Origin of the sequence: Romboutsia ilealis (assembly GCF_900015215.1) — a bacterium.
Taxonomy (GTDB): Bacteria; Bacillota; Clostridia; order Peptostreptococcales; family Peptostreptococcaceae; genus Romboutsia; species Romboutsia ilealis.
The window spans coordinates 1347855-1367650 of sequence record NZ_LN555523.1 but is presented as its reverse complement, the minus strand read 5'-3'; the positions used below and the strand labels follow the sequence as shown (position 1 = coordinate 1367650).

The window sequence follows — 19796 nt, the reverse complement described above, 5'->3', positions numbered from 1 at the left end:
AGTCAGTTTTATGTTATTAAATATCAATATATTTATAGAATTTAATACTTTTATTTTATTATAATAGCATTATAGATATATTACAATTAAATAAAAATAGGGGGGGAGAATATGCTAGAGAAAAAATGGTGGCATAATTCAGTAGTTTATCAAATTTATCCAAGGAGTTTTTGTGATAGTAATAATGATGGTATAGGGGATTTAAGAGGAATAATATCGAAACTTGATTATTTAAAGGAACTAGGGATAGATGTAATATGGTTATCACCAGTATATAAATCTCCAAATGATGACAATGGATATGATATAAGTGATTATAGGGATATAATGGATGAATTTGGTACGATGGAAGATATGGACAATTTGTTGAAAGAAGCTAATGATAGAGGAATAAAGATATTAATGGACTTAGTATTAAATCATACTTCAGATGAACATAAGTGGTTTATGGAAGCTAAGAAAAATCCAAATAGTAAATATAGAGATTATTATGTATTTAGAAAACCAGTAGATGGTAAAGAGCCAAATGAAATGAAATCAACATTTAGCGGAAGTGCATGGGAGTTAGATAAAAATAGTAATGAATACTACTTACACTTATTTTCTAAAAAACAACCAGATTTAAATTGGGAAAATGAAGAAGTTAGAAATGAGTTATACGATATGATAAATTTCTGGATAGATAAAGGAGTAGGTGGATTTAGATTAGACGTTATAGACCTAGTAGGAAAAGAACCTGATAAGTTAATAACTGCTAATGGTCCTAAGCTTCATGAATACATAAATGAAATGAATATAAACACTTTTGGAAAATATGACTTATTAACAGTAGGTGAAACTTGGGGTGCTACTCCTAAAATAGCTAAATTATATAGCAACCCGATAAGAAATGAACTTAGTATGGTATTCCAATTTGAACACATATCTTTAGATGAAATACCAGGTAAAACTAAGTGGGATTTAGCTCCTCTTAATTTTATAAAATTAAAAGAAGTATTTAATAAGTGGCAAACTGAATTAGATAATGAAGGATGGAATAGTTTATTTTGGAATAATCATGACCTGCCAAGAATAGTTTCAAGATGGGGAAATGACAGCGAAGAATACAGAGAGTTAAGTGCTAAAATGTTAGCAACCGTACTACATATGCAAAAGGGAACTCCGTATATATATCAAGGGGAAGAAATAGGGATGACTAATGTGGTATTTGATAGTATTGATGAATACAATGATATAGAGCTTTTAAATATGTACAAAGAGCGTATAAGTGAAGGTTATAAAGAAGAAGATATAATGAAATCTATATATGCTAAAGGAAGAGATAACGCAAGAACTCCTATGCAATGGGACGATAGCTTAAATGGTGGATTTAGTAAAGTAAAACCATGGTTAAAGGTTAATCCAAATTATGTAGATATAAATGTTAAGAATAATTTAGAAGATGAAAACTCAATATTTAATCATTATAAGAAACTTATAAAAATAAGAAAGAATGAAGATGTAGTTGTATATGGTGATTTTAAATTGTTATATAAAGATCACAACTCAATATTTTCATATATAAGAGAATTAAATGATGAAAAAATATTAGTAGTAGCTAACTTCTATGACAAAGACGAAGAATTTGTACTAGATAAGTCTATAAAGTATGAAGGTTGTGAAATTTTATTAAGTAACTACAAGGATTCAAGTAAAGATATAGAAAAAATAAATTTAAGACCGTATGAAGCTATAATATATAAATTAAAATAATATAATAAGGGGAATAATTATTATGACAGAAAAAGAAAAGATGATAATGGGAGAATTGTATTTACCTTTTGGTGAAGAATTAACTGATGAAAGACAGTATGCTAAGGAAGTTTTATATGAGTACAATACGCTTAAGCCAAATGAAATAGAAAAAAGAGATAAATTATTAAGAGGATTATTTGGATCAGTCGGAAAAAAATTTTATATAGAGCCACCTTTTAGATGTGATTATGGATATAACATACACTGGGGCGAAAATTCTTATGCAAACTATAATTTAACAGTACTTGATTGTGCAAAGGTATCTATAGGAAATGATGTATTAATAGGTCCTAATGTAAATATATTTACAGCAGGTCATCCTATATCACCATCTCTTAGAAAGTCAGGGTTTGAATTTGCTAAGGATATAGAAATAGGAGATGGTACTTGGATAGGTGGAGGGACTACGATAAATCCTGGTGTTAAGATAGGTAAAAATGTTATTATAGGTTCTGGTAGTGTTGTAACTAAAGATATACCAAATAATACTATTGCAGTTGGAAATCCATGTAGGGTTATAAAAACTATAGATTAAGAATAATAATGAATTAAGAAATAGTGTAGAGATATACTCCGCTTTTTTATTTAATCAAGTTAACTATATTTTAATAGGTTATTAATGAAACTTAGATAGATGTATATAAAATTATATAGTATTTATTTATAAAAATATTGTTTAATAAAATGTACAATATTATTTTAATTAAGAGTACTTAGTAATATTGTGGGATATATCACTAGATACTTACTAAAAAAGATGGTCTAATATACCATCTTTTTTAGCAAGTATCTAGTGGTGTATATAAATTTTTTTTATAATTACTAAAGTTAATTAAATTTTTATAACCAGCTTTTTAATAAGAAACTAGCAATTCTTTCATAAGGAATAGTTTCAGATTTTAAAATACCTTGAACAACAAGACCATCCACTACAGCTACCAATAAAAAGGAAAGAGCTTCAGCGTCTGTATTATCCTTAACGGCCTTAGAAATTTCTTGTTTTAGAGTATTTCTCCATTCAAAATACTTAACTTTAATTGATTCTCTTAGAGTATTATTTTCCGTTATAGCTTCACATAAGAGATACATATGTATTCTTCCTCTGCCTTCTATAGATGATATTTTTTCCATTATTAAATTTACCATATTAACAGAATCATCATCAGTTCCTATTCCATAAACACAATCTAGTACTGATTTTGTTATAGCTTCTAAATGCATATCTGCAATGGCGCATATTAAATCATTTTTTGAAGAATAGTGATAATATAATGTACCTTTGCTTATATTTGTGGCTTTAGCTATATCAGCTAAAGAAGTGTTCTTTATCCCTTGTTTTATTATTAAATCTGTAGCTGCTGATAAAATTGTTTCTTTCATATTATTTTGTTTCATACAAATACCATCCTAGAATTTCGCATTTTACTAAGTAAATTATAAATATAGTAAATATTATTGTCAATTAATTATATGTAATTATAGTTTATGTTATATAATTGGTAATTTTAATTATTGACTTTAATATAGATTGAGTATAAAATTAAAATAAAAAAACGGTCAACTGACCGACTGAAAAGATATGAGAATATTAAATGGAGTGAGATATATGAAAAAGATTAGAATAGTAACAGATAGCTCTTGTGATTTAAATAATGAGATAGCTGAAAAATATAATATAGAAATAGTACCTCTTAACATAGCTTTTGGAGATGATATATATGCAGATGGAGAGATTGAAAAAGCTGAATTTTATAAAATGATGGCTGATTCACCAGTTCTTCCAAAGACTTCTTGCCCTTCACCAGAAAGATTTATGAGAAGTTATGAAGGTGAGGAAGAGGAGATATTAGTTATAACTCTAGCTTCAAAGTTATCAGGAACATATTCAACAGCAGTACTTGCTAAAAGCATGTTTGAGGAAGAATATCCAAATAAAAAAGTTGCAGTTATAGATACAGAAACAGGTTCTATAGGTCAAGGACTTTTAATAGTTAAAGCAGCACAATTAGCAGAAGAAGGAAAAGGTTTAGATGAAATAGTAAGTATTATAGAATCTCTAAAAAATGATATAGTATTTTATGGATCATTAGAAACTTTAGAAAATGCGATAAAAGGGGGAAGAATAAATCCTATAGCTGGTAAACTTATAAATGCCTTAAACTTTAAGGTTATAGTAAAAATAGGAAATGGTGAAGTTAAGCCTTGTGATAAGGCTAGAGGAGATAATAATTCACTAAAAAAAGTAGTTGAAAATGTATGTTCTTCAATTAAAAAAGGTGAAGTAAAATCATTAGCTATAGCACATGCAAATTGTTTAGATAAAGCACTTAAAGTAAAAGAAATGATGCTTAAAAATCATAATTTTAAAAGTATTATGATATCAGAGGTAGGAGCTGTTATGGGTACATATGCATCAAAAGGTGCGGTATTAATAAGTGTATTATAAAAAATGTTAGCAAATGCTAACATTTTTTTTTACAATATATTTATTAAGATGTTTACAAATAAAACTTTTATATCTCATAAACTTCATTCATTTTATAAATATATTATATAGGGGAATTTTAAGAATTGATTTTACAATAATATAAATAATTTTATTTATAATTGATTAAATAATAAATAAAGTAACAGATAAATAATATAATCAATTAAATAGATAAGAATAATATATATTAATACAATGAATTTTAACATAAATTATTAATTGCAATCTCACATTTATTGTGATAGTATCATATTATCTAGTAAGAAAAAGGAGGTAAAAAATTAGTATGGAATCTGATTCCCATAGGCATTCAAATCAACCAATATTAATATTTTTACTAACAATTCAAAAGAAAATAATTTCAATATTATCAATATTACTTAGACCATTTTTAAAGATTAGTACATTTATTAAATCTAATATATTAAAAAAATATAGATCAGAAAAAGAAAATGGTAAAGTATCTGAAGAGTATATAAAATCGTTAATATGTAAATCTGAAGAAGAAGGAGTAATACAGACTTATGAAAAAGATATGATAGAAAGTATTTTTAAATTCAATGATACAAGGTCAAAAGATATTATGACTTCTAGAAAAGATACTTTTTCAATAAACATAGATGACGATGTTGAAGAAAATATAGATAAACTTTTACACTCTAACTATTCAAGAATACCTGTATATAAAGATAATATCGATAATATAATAGGAATAGTTCATGTTAGAGATATACTTATACATGCAAAAGATAGAGGGTTTGAGAATATTAACTTAGAAGAAATAATGCATAAACCATATTTTGTTCCAACAAGTAAAAAAACTAATGAATTATTTAAAATTTTACAAGGTAACAAAATACACATGGCTATACTTATCGATGAGTATGGTGGATTTTGTGGTATAGTTACCATGGAAGATTTAGTAGAAGAAATTGTTGGCGATATTGAAGATGAGTACGATAAAGAAAATAACAATATTGTAAAAATTAATGAAAGTATATTTATAGTTGATTGTAGTATAGAGCTTGATGAATTTAATGAAGCTTTTAATTTAGAGTTAGAAGAAGGTGAGTATAATACCTTAAATGGTTATATAATAACCAAATTAGGGGAAATACCAAAATCTAATGAAAAAGTAGTGATAAATGTAGATAATATTAATATAGAAGTTGTAAAAGTTAGTAATAAAAAAATTGAAAAAGTAAGAGTAAGTTATATTAATTAACTTAATAATAAAGAGTATGTTAACTAAATTTAAGTAAACATACTCTTTTATTTTAGAGTAAAAAATAGAACTTTTAAATAATTAAAGTGTATTTCGAGTAAATACTATACTTAATTGTATTAAATTGTTGATGATAATAGGTTTCAAAAGATAATATTTTTCCTTTACATAAAGTTTGAGATTTGATAGTATATAAATAGTTAGACATCTAATGATTAGATATCTAATGAATTTGAAGTGGAGAGAAGATTATGTTTAAAAAAGGTATAAGGGCAAATTCATTACATGGTAGTTTAATAAGATTAAATAAAACTCATAGAAAAATGGCAAAAATAGAATTTCAAAAAGTAAATTTAACAGAGGGAAAACCAAAATTATTAGATTTTATTATTAATCATCCTGGTTGTAGCCAAAGAGAGATTGCTTCTTGTTGTAAAATAGAGCCAGCTACGGTTACGAGTATATTATCATCTATGGAAAAAGAAAAGCTTATATATAGAGAAAGAAATCCAAAAGATAAACGAATATTAAATGTATTTTTAACTGAAAAAGGAATAGAAGCTCAAAAAAAGGTTGAAAAGGTATTTTTAAAATTAGATGAAATTTGCTTTGATGGATTTTCAGAAAAAGAAAGAATTGACGCTATAAATACTTTAAATAGATTATATGAAAACTTAGCAAAAAGAAAAAAAGATAAATTTTAATTAAATACAAGGAGGAGATTGACTTTGATAAAATTGTTTAAGTATTTAAAAGGATCAGCAATTGTATGTGCAATACTTGCACCATTAGCAATGTTTTTAGAAGTTGCAATGGACTTACTACAACCAACATTATTATCTAAAATAATAGATACAGGTGTTGCAAATGGAAACTTAAACTATGTACTTTATATAGGTATACAAATGGTTATTGCGTCAATAGTTGGTTTAATAGCAGGATCTGCATGTTCATATTTAGCAGCAGTTGCATCTATGAATTTAGGGCAAGAGGTAAGACAAGGATTATTTGATAAAATCCAAACACTATCTTTTATAGAGTTAGATAAACTTAAAACCTCATCACTAATAACAAGACTTACAAATGATGTAACACAAATACAAATGATGACTAATATGGCACTTAGAATGATGGTAAGGGCACCTCTTACTGCAATTGGTGGGATAATTATGGCTTATATACTTAGTCCTAAATTATCTACTATATTTTTAATAGCGATACCAATAATTACAGTTTCAGTATTGTTTATATTAAAAAAATTATTACCATTGTTCACTAAGGTTCAACAAAACATAGATAATGTAAATACCGTAATGAGGGAGAGTATACTAGGAGTTAAGGTAATAAAGGCATTTGCAATAGAAAATACTCAAAAAAGTAGATTTATAGAAGCAAACGAAGAATTAACTAATACTAGTATAAAATCTCAAAATATGAACTTAATACTATGGCCTATGGCTACATTAATAATGAATTTAACTGTTGTTTCTGTATTATGGTTTGGTGGTAATATGGTAAATGCGGGAGACTTAGAAATAGGTAAAATAGTAGCATTTATTAATTACTTACTTCAAATAATGGGTTCTGTAGTAATGGTTATAAATATAATGATAGGTTACTCAAGAGCTAAAGCATCAGCTACAAGAATAAATGAAGTATTTGAAACTGAAACTAGTATAAAAGATAAAGAAAATACTAAGGTAATAGAAAACTTTGATATTGAATTTAAAAATGTATCATTTAGATACAATGAACATAGTGAAAATGTATTAGAAAATATATCTTTTACGGCTAAACAAGGAGAGACTATAGGAATTATAGGATCAACTGGTTGTGGAAAGAGTTCATTTGTAAATTTAATACCAAGACTATACGATGTAAGTTCAGGTGAAATTTTAATAGGTAAAACTAATATAAAAGATATATCTTTAAGTCAACTTAGAGAAAATATAGGAATAGTACTTCAAGAAAATATACTATTTAGCGGAACTATTGAAAGTAACATAAGATTTGGTAATGAAAATGCATCTAAAGATATGATAGTTGATAGCGCAGTTAATGCTCAAGCCTATGAATTCATTAACAATAAAGAAGATAAATTTGACAGTGAAGTAGAACAAAGAGCTAAAAACTTATCAGGAGGACAAAAACAGCGTCTTTCAATTGCTAGAACTTTAATAAGAAATCCCAAAATATTTATAATGGATGATTCATCAAGTGCATTAGATATGGCTACAGAAGCAAAGCTTCAAAATTCTATAAAAGAAACTATGAAAGATTCTACTGTTATAGTAATTGCACAAAGAATATCAGGTGTTATGGATGCAGATAAGATAATAGTAATGGATGATGGAAAAATAGCCAATATAGGAACACATAAAGAATTATTAAAAACTAGTGAAATATACAGAAGTATAGCTATATCACAATTAGGTGAGGAGGTGCTTGAGAGTGTCGGCTAAATCAGTACCACAACCAAGAATAGGAAGAGGACCAGGAATAAATTTTGAAAAGAGTAATGAAAAATTAAATAACCCTAAAGAAACAACTTTTAGAATATTAAAATATATAGGAAATAAAAGATTATCTCTTATGCTTATATTTGTATTTTGTGTAATAACAACATTAGTAAGTATAATGGGTACAAAATTAAATGGAGAGATAGTAGATAAATATATATCAGTAGGAGATATAAGTGGTTTATTTAGAATATGTATAGTACTTATATTTATGTACCTAGTAGCAACATTATCTACATTTATACAAAATAGATTAATGGTAAGTATAGCCCAAAAAACTTCAGCAGAAATAAGAAAAGATTTATATGAAAAAATGCAACATTTACCATTAAAATATTTTGATACTCACTCAAGTGGGGATTTAATGAGTAGACTTACAAATGATATAGATAATATAAATATGACTATGTCACAAAGTATAACTCAATTAATATCAGGTGTTATAAATATAGTAGGTATGCTTATAGCAATGCTTATGTTAAATAAAACATTGACTATAATAGGATTAATTACAACACCTATTACAATATTAGCAACTAGAGCTTTAGTAAAATGTACTCAACCACTGTTTGTTAAAAAGCAAAGTGGATTAGGTCAACTTAATGGGTATATAGAAGAAATGGTATCAGGACAAAAAGCTGTTTTATTATTTTCTCAAGAAGAAAAGGTAAAGAAAGAGTTTAGTGAGATAAATAAAAATATAACTAAATATTCAATACTAGCAGAAGCTCTATCAGGATTTATGGGACCTATAAATAACTTTATAAATAACTTAACATATCTGATATTAGCTATTTGCGGTGGAGTATTTCTTTTAAAAGGTATGGATATAACTGTTGGGGTAATATTCTCGATAATATTATATATGAGAAACTTTAACCAACCTATAAATCAAATACTTAATATATCAAATACAATACAAGGTGCATTAGCAGGTGCAGAAAGAGTATTTGAAGTAATGGATGAAGAATCAGAAGTAGATAAATCAGATGCTGTAGATGTAGAAAACTTAGATGGTGAAGTTAAGTTAGAAAACGTTGATTTCTCTTATAATAAAAATAAGAAAGTTTTAAATAAAATAAACTTAACTGCACACAAAGGTCAAACTATAGCAATAGTAGGTCCTACTGGTTCTGGTAAAACTACTATAATAAATCTACTAAACAAGTTTTATCATATAGATAGCGGAACTATAACTATAGATGGTATAGATATAGATAATATAACTATGGAAAGTTTAAGAAAATCAGTTGCAGTAGTACTACAAGATACTTATTTATTCTCAGTAAGTATAAGAGAGAACTTAAAATATGGTAATTTAAATGCAACTGATGAAGAAATAATAGAGGCAGCAAAACTTGCAAATGCGCATCATTTTATTATGCAACTTGAAGATGGTTATGATACTGTACTTAGTGATAATGGAAGTAACTTATCGCAAGGTCAAAGACAGCTATTAGCTATAGCTAGAGCGATACTTTCTAAATCATCAATACTTATACTTGACGAGGCTACTTCATCTATAGATACTAGAACAGAGGTACACATACAAAATGCTATGGTTAATTTAATGGAAGGTAAAACTACATTTATAATTGCCCATAGATTAAGTACTATAAGAAATGCAGATGTTATTTTAGCAGTAAAAGATGGAGAAATAATTGAAAAAGGAACTCATGATGAACTTTTAGAAGCAAAAGGGTTCTATGCAAATCTTTATAATAGTCAATTTAGAAGTGGACTTAGTATATAATAAAAAATTATAGTATGATTATTAAAAATTAATAAAAGAAGTAAAAATAAATCATTGATAAAAAAAGGTAAAATATGCTAAAATATGCTTGTAAATATTAAAAAATTAATATTTATTGTTTAAAGTATATTTCAAGGGGTATATATGAAATATAGGAAAATAAACAATAAAAATAAATCAGATTGATTATTTTATATTAGGAGGAGAAAAATTATGAAGAAATTTGTATGTGTAGTATGTGGATATATACATGAAGGAGAAACTGCTCCAGAAGTATGTCCAGTATGTAAAGTTGGTGCTGATAAGTTTGAAGAAATGAAAGGTGAAATGAAGTGGGCAGATGAGCACAGAATAGGTGTAGCTGCTGGTGTAGATGAAGAAATATTAGAAGGATTAAGAGCAAACTTTGTTGGAGAATGTACAGAAGTTGGAATGTACTTAGCAATGAGTAGACAAGCAGATAGAGAAGGCTACCCAGAAGTTGCTGAAGCTTATAAGAGAATAGCATTTGAAGAAGCAGAACATGCTGCTAAATTTGCTGAATTATTAGGAGAAGTTGTTGTTGCAGATACTCAAGCTAACTTAAAAGCAAGAGTTGAAGCTGAATACGGAGCAACTGAAGGAAAATTAAAAATAGCTAAGAGAGCTAAAGAATTAGGACTTGATGCTATACATGATACAGTTCATGAAATGTGTAAAGATGAAGCTAGACATGGTAAAGCATTCTTAGGATTATTAGAAAGACATTTCACAAAGTAATATAGATTATAAAATGCATCCTTTTATTTTTATAAGGATGCATTTTTTCGTTTAAGGATATTATATTAAAAGCTCCTATCAAATAGGAGCTTAAATATTATTTTCTTTTCTTAGATTTTTTCTTCTTTTTCTTTCCTCTATTTCTAAACTTTTCAGCATTTCTTAAAGCCTTTCTTTCGGCCTTTTCTCTAGCTTTTTGCTCTTCAGCTTTCTTTTCTAAAGAAATAACATAGAAAGAAAGTGCTGCTAAAAGTATACCGATAATTATAAATTTAGTATCTTTTGCAAAGACACCTAAAGAAATAATCATTATATTAAGAAACATTATAATACTGTTTCTGTGTCTCATATAGAATTCTCTCATATTTGTCCTCTTCTCAAATGAAATATTTATATATCTATAATAGAAAAGTAGATAAGATAAGTCAAGATTAAATTAAAAAATACCGTATAAAAACAAAAATATACACTATAATATATCTAAGTAGTTTCACCTTCTATAAGAGTAACAGTATGATTTGATTCCAGTCTAACACTTTCATTATTGATTAATTTAATCAATTTATTAACTACATCAATACAAATTTCCTTAATAGGTTGCTTTATAGTAGTTAGAGTAGGAATAAATAATTCTGAACTTTCTGTACCATCATATCCAATTATTTTTAAATCTTTAGGAATATTTATGCCTCTTTTGTAACATTCTTTTATAACTAAAATAGCCATATTATCAGTTGTAAATACACCATCAATATCTTTATAGTTATTAAACATATAATCTATGTAATGTAAGTTTTGTTCCTTTGAAAAAGTATTTAATTCCATTTCGATAGTATGAACAGTCACCTTATTATCATCCATTACCTTTTCAAATGATATATGTCTTTTATTAGCAGAAGAATTTAATACATTTGTTCCTGAAAATTGAACTACATTTTTACATCCACAATTTATTAAATGATTAGCGGCTAAAATACCACCTTGTATGTGGTCAGCAGATACTATAGGAATATTTTCTCCTAAATATCTATCTAATGCTACTATAGGCATGTCTATTTTTAAATAATCTTCAATTTCTAAGGTATGGCTTCCTATTATAATTCCATCTACTTTATTTCTTTGCAGCATATTTATATATTCTTTTTCTCTTTCTTTACTATTATATGCATTACATAACATTAGCTTATATCCATTTTTATATAAATGTTCTTATATATATTTAGTTTCTTCAGCATAGAAGCTAATACTTATATCTGGAAGTATTAATCCGATTATATTAGTTTTTTGTCTAAAGAAATTTTTTGCCAACTCATTAGGATGATATCCTATCTTCTCCATAGCATCATATACTCTTTTTCTAGTTTTTTCAGATATATATCCTCTATCGTTCATAACTCTAGATACTGTTGTTACGGATACGCCAGCTTCCTTTGCAACATCTTTTATATTAGCCAAAAAAGTACCTCCTTTGTCTTACTTAATTAGTATATTATACCATAATAGTTTAGAGATTTTGAGTAAGTACATAATAACTTATTTTTAAATAAATAAACTTTTATACATACTATTTGACACATTCTATATAAAAATATAATTATTATCTCTTAACATAAAAAGATATAGTTGTAATTATAATTTAAATCTTACAACTATATCTTTTATATAAAAATTAAATTTTATTTTAGCTATATAATTTTATAAAAATTGTAAATAAATAGGATACTAAAACTTAAATGAAACTATAACTATATATTGTATAATACAACATTTTTATTTTCATCTATATATTCTATAACTGATTTATATGTATCTAAATCAATATTTAATGTACAATACTTATCTTCATTTTTCCAAGTAAGTTTAATCTCATTATCTTTAGCATTTTCTATAATAAATTCACCATTAAATGCAGAATAATCATTTCTAAAATCTATAAGTTTAAGTAATCTTTGTACAACTGGTTTTTGAACTTCTTTTTCTATTTCTGAAATAGTAAAGTTATGTCTGTTTATTTCACGACCTTCACCAGTTAATCTTACCATTTCATCATCATTTTTACCGGCTAATAATCCAACATAGTATACTTGAGGTATACCCGGCGCGAAAAATTGTATAGCCCTTGCAGCTAAGTAAGCATCATCATCACAGTTTAAAACAGAGTAGTATGAACATCTTATTTGATGAACATCAAATCCATCTTTATTTTTATGAGCATCAGAGTATATTAAACTTAAGTTAGATCCTCTTTCAACACAAACATCAACTATTTTTTGAGCAGCTTTAGTTTCAACTAAATCATCTAAGTCAGGTTTAACTGGTATACCATCATGACAATCTAGCATAGTAAATTGTTTATGAGGACGAACTTTTAAGTAGCTATAAAGTCTATTACTTGATTTATTTATTAATGTTTCAAGTATCATATATGGTAATATAAAGTCATAAATCCAGTTACCATGTTTAGCCAATTTAAATTGTGTTGTATAATGTGCATGTACTTCAGGTAATAGTTCTATACCTAAGGAAGTAGCTAATTCAGTGACCCAATCTAAAAATTTATAAATTTCTGGTTCAACGAAGAAACAACTTGTACCTATTTTTTTCACTACATAGCCAACAGCATCTAATCTAACAATTTTAACATTTTGTTTGCTAAAGTTAGTCAAGAAATCTGTAAGCAATTGTTTAACCTCTGGAGCATTAATATCTAAATCTATTTGTTCAGATGGAGTTTCTTTTCCAAATGTAGTCCATACAGTTTCTTGTTGACCAGTACTTTCTATTGTAAAAGTAGAGTATGGAGTAGTTCTACGTAAAAACATTTTAGATATATCTTCTTGAACTGGTTTTGAATCACTCCATATTTTATCAAGTGTAAGGAATAAGTTAGAATACTTAGATTTTCTTCCGTTTTTTAAAAAATCTTTAAAAAATACTGATTGTCTAGATATATGATTAACCATTAAATCAAGAAGTACATCATGTTTTTCTCCTATTTTTCTTATATCTTCCCATGTACCAAATTTAGGTTCAATTTCAAAATATGTAAGTGGTGCAAATCCTCTATCTCCTGATGATGGGAATGGAGGAAGTATGTGAATACCTCCCTTAAATGTATTTGGAAAATATGTTGTAAGTACTTGATTAAGTGTTTTTAAATCTCCCCCTAGAGAGTCTGGATAAGTTATAAGTTGAACTTGATTTTTTACTGCCATTTATAAATTCCCCCAATATTATATATTATAAATATCTTTAATTTCTTCTATAGTAGGTAGGTTAGCGATTGCACCTACGTGTTTAAGCTTAAAAGCACTTGTTGCAAATCCAAGATTTAAAGAATCTTTTAAAGAGTATGATTTTGTTAATCCTGTATAAAAACCAGACCAAAATGCATCTCCAGCTCCTGTAGTATCAACTATTTCAGTAGCGAAAGTTTTAAATGTAAGAGTTTCATCTCCATTAGTTACAATAGCTCCATCTTTTCCAAGGGTCATTATTACTAGTTTTGCTCCTAAATCTATAAATTTTTTAACTTGGTTTTCAGGAGTATCACATCCAAAGATTCTTTCTGCATCAACTTCAGATGGCTTTATAATATCAACTTTAGATATAATATTTTTTATATACTCTAATCCATTGTGATTCTTTTCCCAAATCATTTCATGATAGTTTGGATCAAATCCAATAAGAATATTATTTTCTTTTGCCATATCTATTACCTTTTCAATAGTTTTCCTTGAGTTTTTCTGAGAAATAGGCCAACAAGAAAAATGTACTATTTTGCAGTTTTTTAATGCAAACTCAATATTATCATCATATTGAAGATCATAATCAGCGCCACGATAAAATATTGGAACTGGAGTTGTTTTACTTTTTGATACAAGAACCATACTAGTAGAATTGTCAACCTTACTAATATACCTAGTATCTATATTATTGTTTTTTAGATGATTGATTAAAAAATCACCTAAACCATCATTTCCAACTGCTGATGACAAAGCAGAATTTCCTCCTAATCTTTTTATGTTCATAGCAATGTTAGCAGGTGATCCACCGAAGAGCTTAGTATATTGACTGCAATCAAAACTATCATCATAATCATTTGAAATCATATCTACTAATAATTCCCCAATAGTAAATACATCGATTTCCTTATTATTAAATTTTAATGTGTTATCAAAAGAAAACATTTTATTCCCCCTATTATTAATTCCTTTACTTTTTCAGTATAGATAGTTATACAAAGTATGTCAACCGATTGACATAAAAATATAGAATTTAATAAAATAATTAATAAAACTAACATTTTACCATATTTAGCACACATAAAAATATTTATAAAAAGATAAACAAAAATTACAATATAAGGAAAAGGTTTTAATTGTAAAAAAAAGGAGGATAAAGTAAACTATAGGGAAGTATAGAGAATTTTAAGGGTTAAATTTACTCTCAATAAGTAAGGATAATCTAGGATCTACATAAATAGTATAAAACAAGGTTATTTTTAGGGGATTTGAAATATTTATGTAGCTACTAAAAAAGTTTATCGAATAAAATTAAATAAAAAGGGGAATTGAAAATGAAACTAACTTTTAGAGAAAAATATTCTTATGGAATAGGTGCTTTTGGTAAAGATTTAGTTTATGCTTTTGTAGCAACTTATTTAATGATGTTTTTTACAGATGAAGTAGGTATATCTTCTGTTTTTGTAGGAGGATTGTTCTTTGTATCGAGATTTTGGGATGCAATTAATGATCCTATAATGGGAAAAATAGTTGATAATACTAATACAAAGTGGGGGAAATTTAGACCATGGCTCTTAATCGGGACATTAATAAATGCAGTTGTTCTTATATTTTTATTTATTAATCCAGCTAAATTTTTATCTGGGAAAATGGTATATGTATATTGCTCAGCTGCTTACATATTATGGGGAATGACTTATACAATAATGGATATACCATACTGGTCAATGATACCGTCATTTACAAGTGATTCTTCAGAGAGAGATAAGATGTCGGTTATACCTAGAGTTTTTGCAACTATCGGCGGCTCAACAGTTAATACTTTTGGGTTAATGTTAATATCATTTTTAGGAATAGGAAATAACTCTATAGGATATTTTAGATTAGGTGTTGGTATAGCTATAATATTTGTTATATCAACGTTAATAACAGTATTTAATGTAAAAGAAAGAAATATTGTAGAAAATCAAGAAAAGATAACTTTAAAAGGTGTATTTGAAATATTATTTAAAAATGATCAATTATTAGTAATAATTGGATCAGTAATAATTTATCAAATAGCATTATTTTTAGTTGCAGGATTTGCATTATATTTTTTCAAATATGCAATACAAAATGAAAGTTTATATGCAGTATTTACAGGATTATCAACAATAGCTCAAGTTTGTGCATTAATGATATTTCCTAAATTAGTAAGCAAACTATCAAGAAAAATAGTTTATATTTTAGCTTGTTTACTGCCTGTAATAGGATTTACATCAATGCTTTTTATAAGTAGTTTATCTACTAGTTCAGTATTATTATGCATAGCAGGAGTTATTTATAACTTAGGATTTGCTTTCTCATCAGCATCAACAACAGTTATGTTGTGTGATGCAGTTGATTATGGAGAATACAAAGTTGGTAAGAGAAGTGAAAGTATTATATTCTCTATGCAAACGTTTATAGTTAAGTTTGCTACAGCATTTAGTGGTCTTATAGTAGGTATTGGGCTTAATATAATCAATTATGTTCCAAATACTGTACAAAGTGCTCAAACTATAATTGGAATGAAAGTAATCATGTTTGTAATACCATCGTTATTAATGTTAGCATGTTTAGGATTGTATTTGAAATTCTATAAATTAAATGGTGAATTTAAAGATCATGTTTTAAATGAAATAGAAAAAAGAAGAAATAATATAAATAATAAAACACAAACAGTTTAATTATATAAGTTATATTAACTAATGAAAATAAAATAGATAAAAAACTAGAGGTTATCATTGTGTTTACTAACCTCTAGTTTTTTTATGAATATATTATTAATTATAAATTATTTTTATAGAGGTTTTCTCTATATTGCTTAGGGCTATAGCCACTATATTTTTTAAATGTTTTAGAAAATGTAAGAGGGTCTATATATCCAACTGATCTAGAAACATCCCCTATAGATAGTTCTAGTTTTTTTAATAATTCATAAGCTTTATTCATTCTAACACTAAGTAAGAATTCTTGTGGAGAAAGATTTAAGCTTTTTTTAAATAAGCTAGATAAATAGCTTCTGTTTAATCCAACATAATTAGCTATATCAGTTACCTTTATATTATTAGCAAAGTTATTATTTATAAATTCTATTGATTTTTCTATATATAATGTATAAGAAAGATCTTTATTTTCAGAAACATTATAATCAACTGAATCTGATATAGTACTTAAAAATAAGTATAATAAGCCTTGAAGTCTTAACTCATCACAATTACGCATTCTATTTATTTTTAACATATCTAAAACATAGTCTTTAAGTAATTCTTTATGATTACTTTCAAATATTAAATTTTCGTGACTTAAATTAGCATATTTTAAATATTGTTCTGACTTTATACCATTAAATGCAACCCATATATAGGTCCAAGGATCATCATTATCCGCTTCATAGTAAGTTAAGTCACCAGGGCATATTAAAAATCCTTGATTTTTTTCTAAATTATATACTTTATCACCAACTTTATAGATTCCTTTTCCATCAAGTATATAATGTATAATATACTGTTCTCTTATTGCAGGCCCAAAACTATGAGAAGATTTACAAACCTCTATTCCACAAAAACATAAACATAAATCTACATATTCTTTTTTTGTTGACTCTAAATATTTAATTCCATCGTCTTCGAAATATATATATGATGACATATAAAAACCCCTTTTGTTTATTTTAATATAACATAAAACCATATTTTGTTAACATATGTATATATTATTTTAATACATAAAAATATACAATACTAGATATAAAGAAAAAATTAGTAAATAAAATACAGGGGGAATTTATAAAATGGCAATAGTTTATGACGCAAGTAGCAAGACTTTTAATTTATCTACATCAAAAACTAGCTACGTTTTAAAAGTGCTAGATTCTAATCATGTAGCCCATGTTTACTGGGGGAAAAAAATAAAGGCTAAAAATTTAGATTATGTACTAAGAAGTAAAAATTGGGGAAGTTTTTTAACAAATACAGATAATATAGATGATTTTATGTTAGAAATGACACCTCAAGAATATCCAGGATATGGTAGTACAGATTTAAGAACGCCAGCAGTTGAATTGCAGTTTTCAGATGGTACAAGTGCTACAGATTTTAGATATGAATCACATAATATATATGCAGGTAAGAATAAATTAAATAATTTACCAGCAACTTATGTTGAAGATGAAAATGAAGCAATGACTCTTGAGTTAACGTTAGTTGATTCTTTAAAAAATGTAAAGCTTATATTAAGCTATAGTGTTTTTGAAGAGTTTGATGCAATAACAAGAAGTGTAAAAATTATAAATGAATCTAATGAAGATGTTAATATAAATCGAGTTTTAAGCGCGAATGTTGATTTTAGAGATAGCGATTATGAGCTTTTACAATTGTCAGGGGCTTGGGCTAGAGAAAGACATATAATAAGAAAAGAAATAAGAAGTGGTAGTCAAAGTATTGAAAGTAGAAGAGGTTCAAGTAGCCATGCTCAAAATCCTTTTATGGCTTTAGTTAGAAAAGATACAACAGAACAACATGGAGAAGTATATGGATTTAGTTTGATTTATAGTGGAAACTTTTTAGCTAACGTTGAAGTTGATATGTATGAAAATGCAAGAGCTCAAATAGGTATAAATCCATTTGATTTTACATGGCTTTTAAAATCAAAAGAAGAATTTACAGCACCAGAGGCTGTGCTTGTATACTCAAATGAAGGATTAACAGGTATGAGCCATATTTATAATTGTCTTTATGGAAAACGTTTATGTAAAGGTAAGTATAGAGATGAAGTAAGACCAATACTTATAAATAACTGGGAAGCTACATATTTTGATTTTAATGAAACAAAAATAAAAGAAATTGCGAGGGAAGCTACAAACCTAGGAATGGAATTGTTTGTATTAGATGATGGATGGTTTGGAAAAAGGGATGATGATAACTCATCTTTAGGTGATTGGTTTGTTAATGAAGAGAAGCTAAAAGGTGGATTAAATAAATTGGCAACAGAAATAAATGAAATGGGATTACAATTTGGGTTGTGGTTTGAACCTGAAATGGTATCACCAATAAGTGAACTTTACAAAAAACATCCAGACTGGTGTATTCATATTCCAGGAAGAAATAGATCTGAAGCTAGAAGACAATTAATATTAGATTATTCAAGAGAAGATGTTTGTAATTATATAATAGAAAAAATAAGTGAGGTATTATCATCAGCTCCAATCTCTTATGTAAAATGGGATATGAACAGAAATATGTCAGAGATAGGTTCTGCTAAATTACCAGCTAATAGACAAAGAGAAGTAGCACATAGATACATACTAGGTTTATATAAAGTTTTAGAGGAAATAACTACAAGATTTCCTGATGTATTATTTGAAAGTTGTTCAGGTGGAGGGGGAAGGTTTGACCCAGGAATGTTATACTATATGCCACAAACTTGGACTAGTGACAACACAGATGCTATAGAAAGATTAAAGATACAATTTGGAACAAGTATGGTTTATCCAAATGCATCTATAGGATGCCATGTATCTGCTGTTCCTAATCATCAAGTTGATAGGATAACACCTATAGAAACTAGGGGAGTAGTTGCTATGAGTGGAAATTTTGGTTATGAGTTAGATATAACTAAGCTTCCTGAAAGTGAAAAAGAAATTATAAAAGAACAAGTAAAACTATACAAAGAAATAAGAGAGACTATACAATTTGGTAAATGTTACAGATTAAGTAGTCCATTTGAAAACAATGATGTAGCTTGGATGTTTATATCTAAAGATTGTGAAGAAATTATAGTTAGCTTTGTAAGAACATTAGCAAAACCTAACTCTAAGTTTATTTCTTTAAAACTTGTAGGATTAGATGAAAGTTCAAAATATGAAATATTGGGAGAAAACATAATAGTTGGTGGAGATGAACTAATGAATATTGGTTTGAATGTTCCTGAGTTAAAAGGAGACTATCAAGCTAAGATGTGGAGATTAAAAAAAGTTAAATAAATTTATAGG

The 19796-nt window shown here is 27.0% G+C and carries 16 protein-coding genes and 1 pseudogene; 10 read left to right on the top strand and 7 right to left on the bottom strand.

The window, feature by feature from the left end; genetic code table 11:
* The first annotated feature begins 111 nt into the window (after positions 1-111).
* Both CRIB_RS06415 and CRIB_RS06410 read left to right on the top strand, forming a co-directional pair.
* Complete coding sequence (locus CRIB_RS06415) at positions 112-1752, top strand: glycoside hydrolase family 13 protein (protein WP_180701575.1); 1641 nt, start codon at positions 112-114, stop codon at positions 1750-1752.
* A 22-nt stretch (positions 1753-1774) separates the two neighbouring features.
* Positions 1775-2329, top strand: coding sequence for a sugar O-acetyltransferase (locus tag CRIB_RS06410; protein ID WP_180701574.1), 555 nt, complete (start codon positions 1775-1777; stop codon positions 2327-2329).
* 305 nt (positions 2330-2634) lie between these two features.
* Here the strand turns inward: CRIB_RS06410 and CRIB_RS06405 are convergent, their stop codons facing one another.
* Entirely contained in the window at positions 2635-3189 is a 555-nt protein-coding gene (locus tag CRIB_RS06405) for a TetR/AcrR family transcriptional regulator (RefSeq protein ID WP_180701573.1), read from the bottom strand.
* 211 nt (positions 3190-3400) lie between these two features.
* On the opposite strand from CRIB_RS06405, the gene CRIB_RS06400 reads away from it, so the two are divergent.
* The 6 genes from CRIB_RS06400 (at position 3401) to CRIB_RS06375 (ending at position 10538) form a co-directional block, all read left to right on the top strand.
* The gene (locus tag CRIB_RS06400) at positions 3401-4240 is read left to right on the top strand and encodes a DegV family protein (RefSeq protein WP_180701572.1); all 840 of its coding nucleotides are present in this window, start codon (positions 3401-3403) and stop codon (positions 4238-4240) included.
* 328 nt (positions 4241-4568) lie between these two features.
* Positions 4569-5507 (top strand): hemolysin family protein, encoded by a 939-nt coding sequence (locus CRIB_RS06395; protein ID WP_180701571.1) that lies wholly within the window; start codon positions 4569-4571, stop codon positions 5505-5507.
* Between the two features lie 251 nt (positions 5508-5758).
* Entirely contained in the window at positions 5759-6211 is a 453-nt protein-coding gene (locus CRIB_RS06390; protein WP_180701570.1) for a MarR family winged helix-turn-helix transcriptional regulator, read from the top strand.
* A 24-nt stretch (positions 6212-6235) separates the two neighbouring features.
* Complete coding sequence (locus tag CRIB_RS06385) at positions 6236-7969, top strand: ABC transporter ATP-binding protein (RefSeq protein WP_180701569.1); 1734 nt, start codon at positions 6236-6238, stop codon at positions 7967-7969.
* Complete coding sequence (locus CRIB_RS06380; RefSeq protein ID WP_243633474.1) at positions 7959-9779, top strand: ABC transporter ATP-binding protein; 1821 nt, start codon at positions 7959-7961, stop codon at positions 9777-9779. Before CRIB_RS06385 ends, CRIB_RS06380 begins: the two co-directional genes overlap by 11 nt.
* Positions 9780-9992: 213 nt before the next feature.
* Entirely contained in the window at positions 9993-10538 is a 546-nt protein-coding gene (locus tag CRIB_RS06375; RefSeq protein ID WP_180701568.1) for an NADH peroxidase, read from the top strand.
* 97 nt (positions 10539-10635) lie between these two features.
* On the opposite strand, the gene CRIB_RS06370 is transcribed toward CRIB_RS06375, so the two are convergent.
* The 5 genes and pseudogenes from CRIB_RS06370 to CRIB_RS06350 form a co-directional block, all read right to left on the bottom strand.
* Positions 10636-10902: a hypothetical protein gene (locus CRIB_RS06370; RefSeq protein ID WP_180701567.1), complete on the bottom strand. Its 267-nt coding sequence runs from the start codon at positions 10900-10902 to the stop codon at positions 10636-10638.
* A gap of 116 nt (positions 10903-11018) precedes the next feature.
* A pseudogene (locus CRIB_RS06365) lies at positions 11019-11723 on the bottom strand (substrate-binding domain-containing protein); the annotation flags it as partial.
* Between the two features lie 24 nt (positions 11724-11747).
* Positions 11748-11993, bottom strand: coding sequence for a LacI family DNA-binding transcriptional regulator (locus CRIB_RS06360; protein WP_180701565.1), 246 nt, complete (start codon positions 11991-11993; stop codon positions 11748-11750).
* A gap of 290 nt (positions 11994-12283) precedes the next feature.
* Positions 12284-13753 (bottom strand): sucrose phosphorylase, encoded by a 1470-nt coding sequence (gene gtfA, locus CRIB_RS06355; protein ID WP_180701564.1) that lies wholly within the window; start codon positions 13751-13753, stop codon positions 12284-12286.
* An 18-nt stretch (positions 13754-13771) separates the two neighbouring features.
* Complete coding sequence (locus tag CRIB_RS06350) at positions 13772-14728, bottom strand: carbohydrate kinase family protein (protein ID WP_180701563.1); 957 nt, start codon at positions 14726-14728, stop codon at positions 13772-13774.
* Between the two features lie 389 nt (positions 14729-15117).
* Between CRIB_RS06350 and melB the strand changes: the two genes are divergently transcribed.
* Positions 15118-16491 carry a melibiose:sodium transporter MelB gene (melB, locus tag CRIB_RS06345; protein WP_180701562.1) on the top strand — a complete coding sequence of 458 codons (1374 nt, stop codon included), beginning with the start codon at positions 15118-15120 and terminating at the stop codon, positions 16489-16491.
* 100 nt (positions 16492-16591) lie between these two features.
* Here melB and CRIB_RS06340 read toward each other — a convergent pair whose 3' ends face one another.
* Positions 16592-17455: an AraC family transcriptional regulator gene (locus CRIB_RS06340; protein ID WP_180701561.1), complete on the bottom strand. Its 864-nt coding sequence runs from the start codon at positions 17453-17455 to the stop codon at positions 16592-16594.
* Between the two features lie 142 nt (positions 17456-17597).
* On the opposite strand from CRIB_RS06340, the gene CRIB_RS06335 reads away from it, so the two are divergent.
* The gene (locus CRIB_RS06335; protein ID WP_180701560.1) at positions 17598-19787 is read left to right on the top strand and encodes an alpha-galactosidase; all 2190 of its coding nucleotides are present in this window, start codon (positions 17598-17600) and stop codon (positions 19785-19787) included.
* Positions 19788-19796: the final 9 nt, after the last annotated feature.

Bases quoted from the DNA above. Each gene is read 5' to 3' on its own strand.
- CRIB_RS06415 (WP_180701575.1), top strand. From the start codon at position 112: ATGCTAGAGAAAAAATGGTGGCATAATTCAGTAGTTTATCAAATTTAT.
- CRIB_RS06410 (WP_180701574.1), top strand. From the start codon at position 1,775: ATGACAGAAAAAGAAAAGATGATAATGGGAGAATTGTATTTACCTTTT.
- CRIB_RS06405 (WP_180701573.1), bottom strand. From the start codon at position 3,189: ATGAAACAAAATAATATGAAAGAAACAATTTTATCAGCAGCTACAGAT.
- CRIB_RS06400 (WP_180701572.1), top strand. From the start codon at position 3,401: ATGAAAAAGATTAGAATAGTAACAGATAGCTCTTGTGATTTAAATAAT.
- CRIB_RS06395 (WP_180701571.1), top strand. From the start codon at position 4,569: ATGGAATCTGATTCCCATAGGCATTCAAATCAACCAATATTAATATTT.
- CRIB_RS06390 (WP_180701570.1), top strand. From the start codon at position 5,759: ATGTTTAAAAAAGGTATAAGGGCAAATTCATTACATGGTAGTTTAATA.
- CRIB_RS06375 (WP_180701568.1), top strand. From the start codon at position 9,993: ATGAAGAAATTTGTATGTGTAGTATGTGGATATATACATGAAGGAGAA.
- CRIB_RS06370 (WP_180701567.1), bottom strand. From the start codon at position 10,902: ATGAGAGAATTCTATATGAGACACAGAAACAGTATTATAATGTTTCTT.
- gtfA (WP_180701564.1), bottom strand. From the start codon at position 13,753: ATGGCAGTAAAAAATCAAGTTCAACTTATAACTTATCCAGACTCTCTA.
- CRIB_RS06350 (WP_180701563.1), bottom strand. From the start codon at position 14,728: ATGTTTTCTTTTGATAACACATTAAAATTTAATAATAAGGAAATCGAT.
- melB (WP_180701562.1), top strand. From the start codon at position 15,118: ATGAAACTAACTTTTAGAGAAAAATATTCTTATGGAATAGGTGCTTTT.
- CRIB_RS06340 (WP_180701561.1), bottom strand. From the start codon at position 17,455: ATGTCATCATATATATATTTCGAAGACGATGGAATTAAATATTTAGAG.
- CRIB_RS06335 (WP_180701560.1), top strand. From the start codon at position 17,598: ATGGCAATAGTTTATGACGCAAGTAGCAAGACTTTTAATTTATCTACA.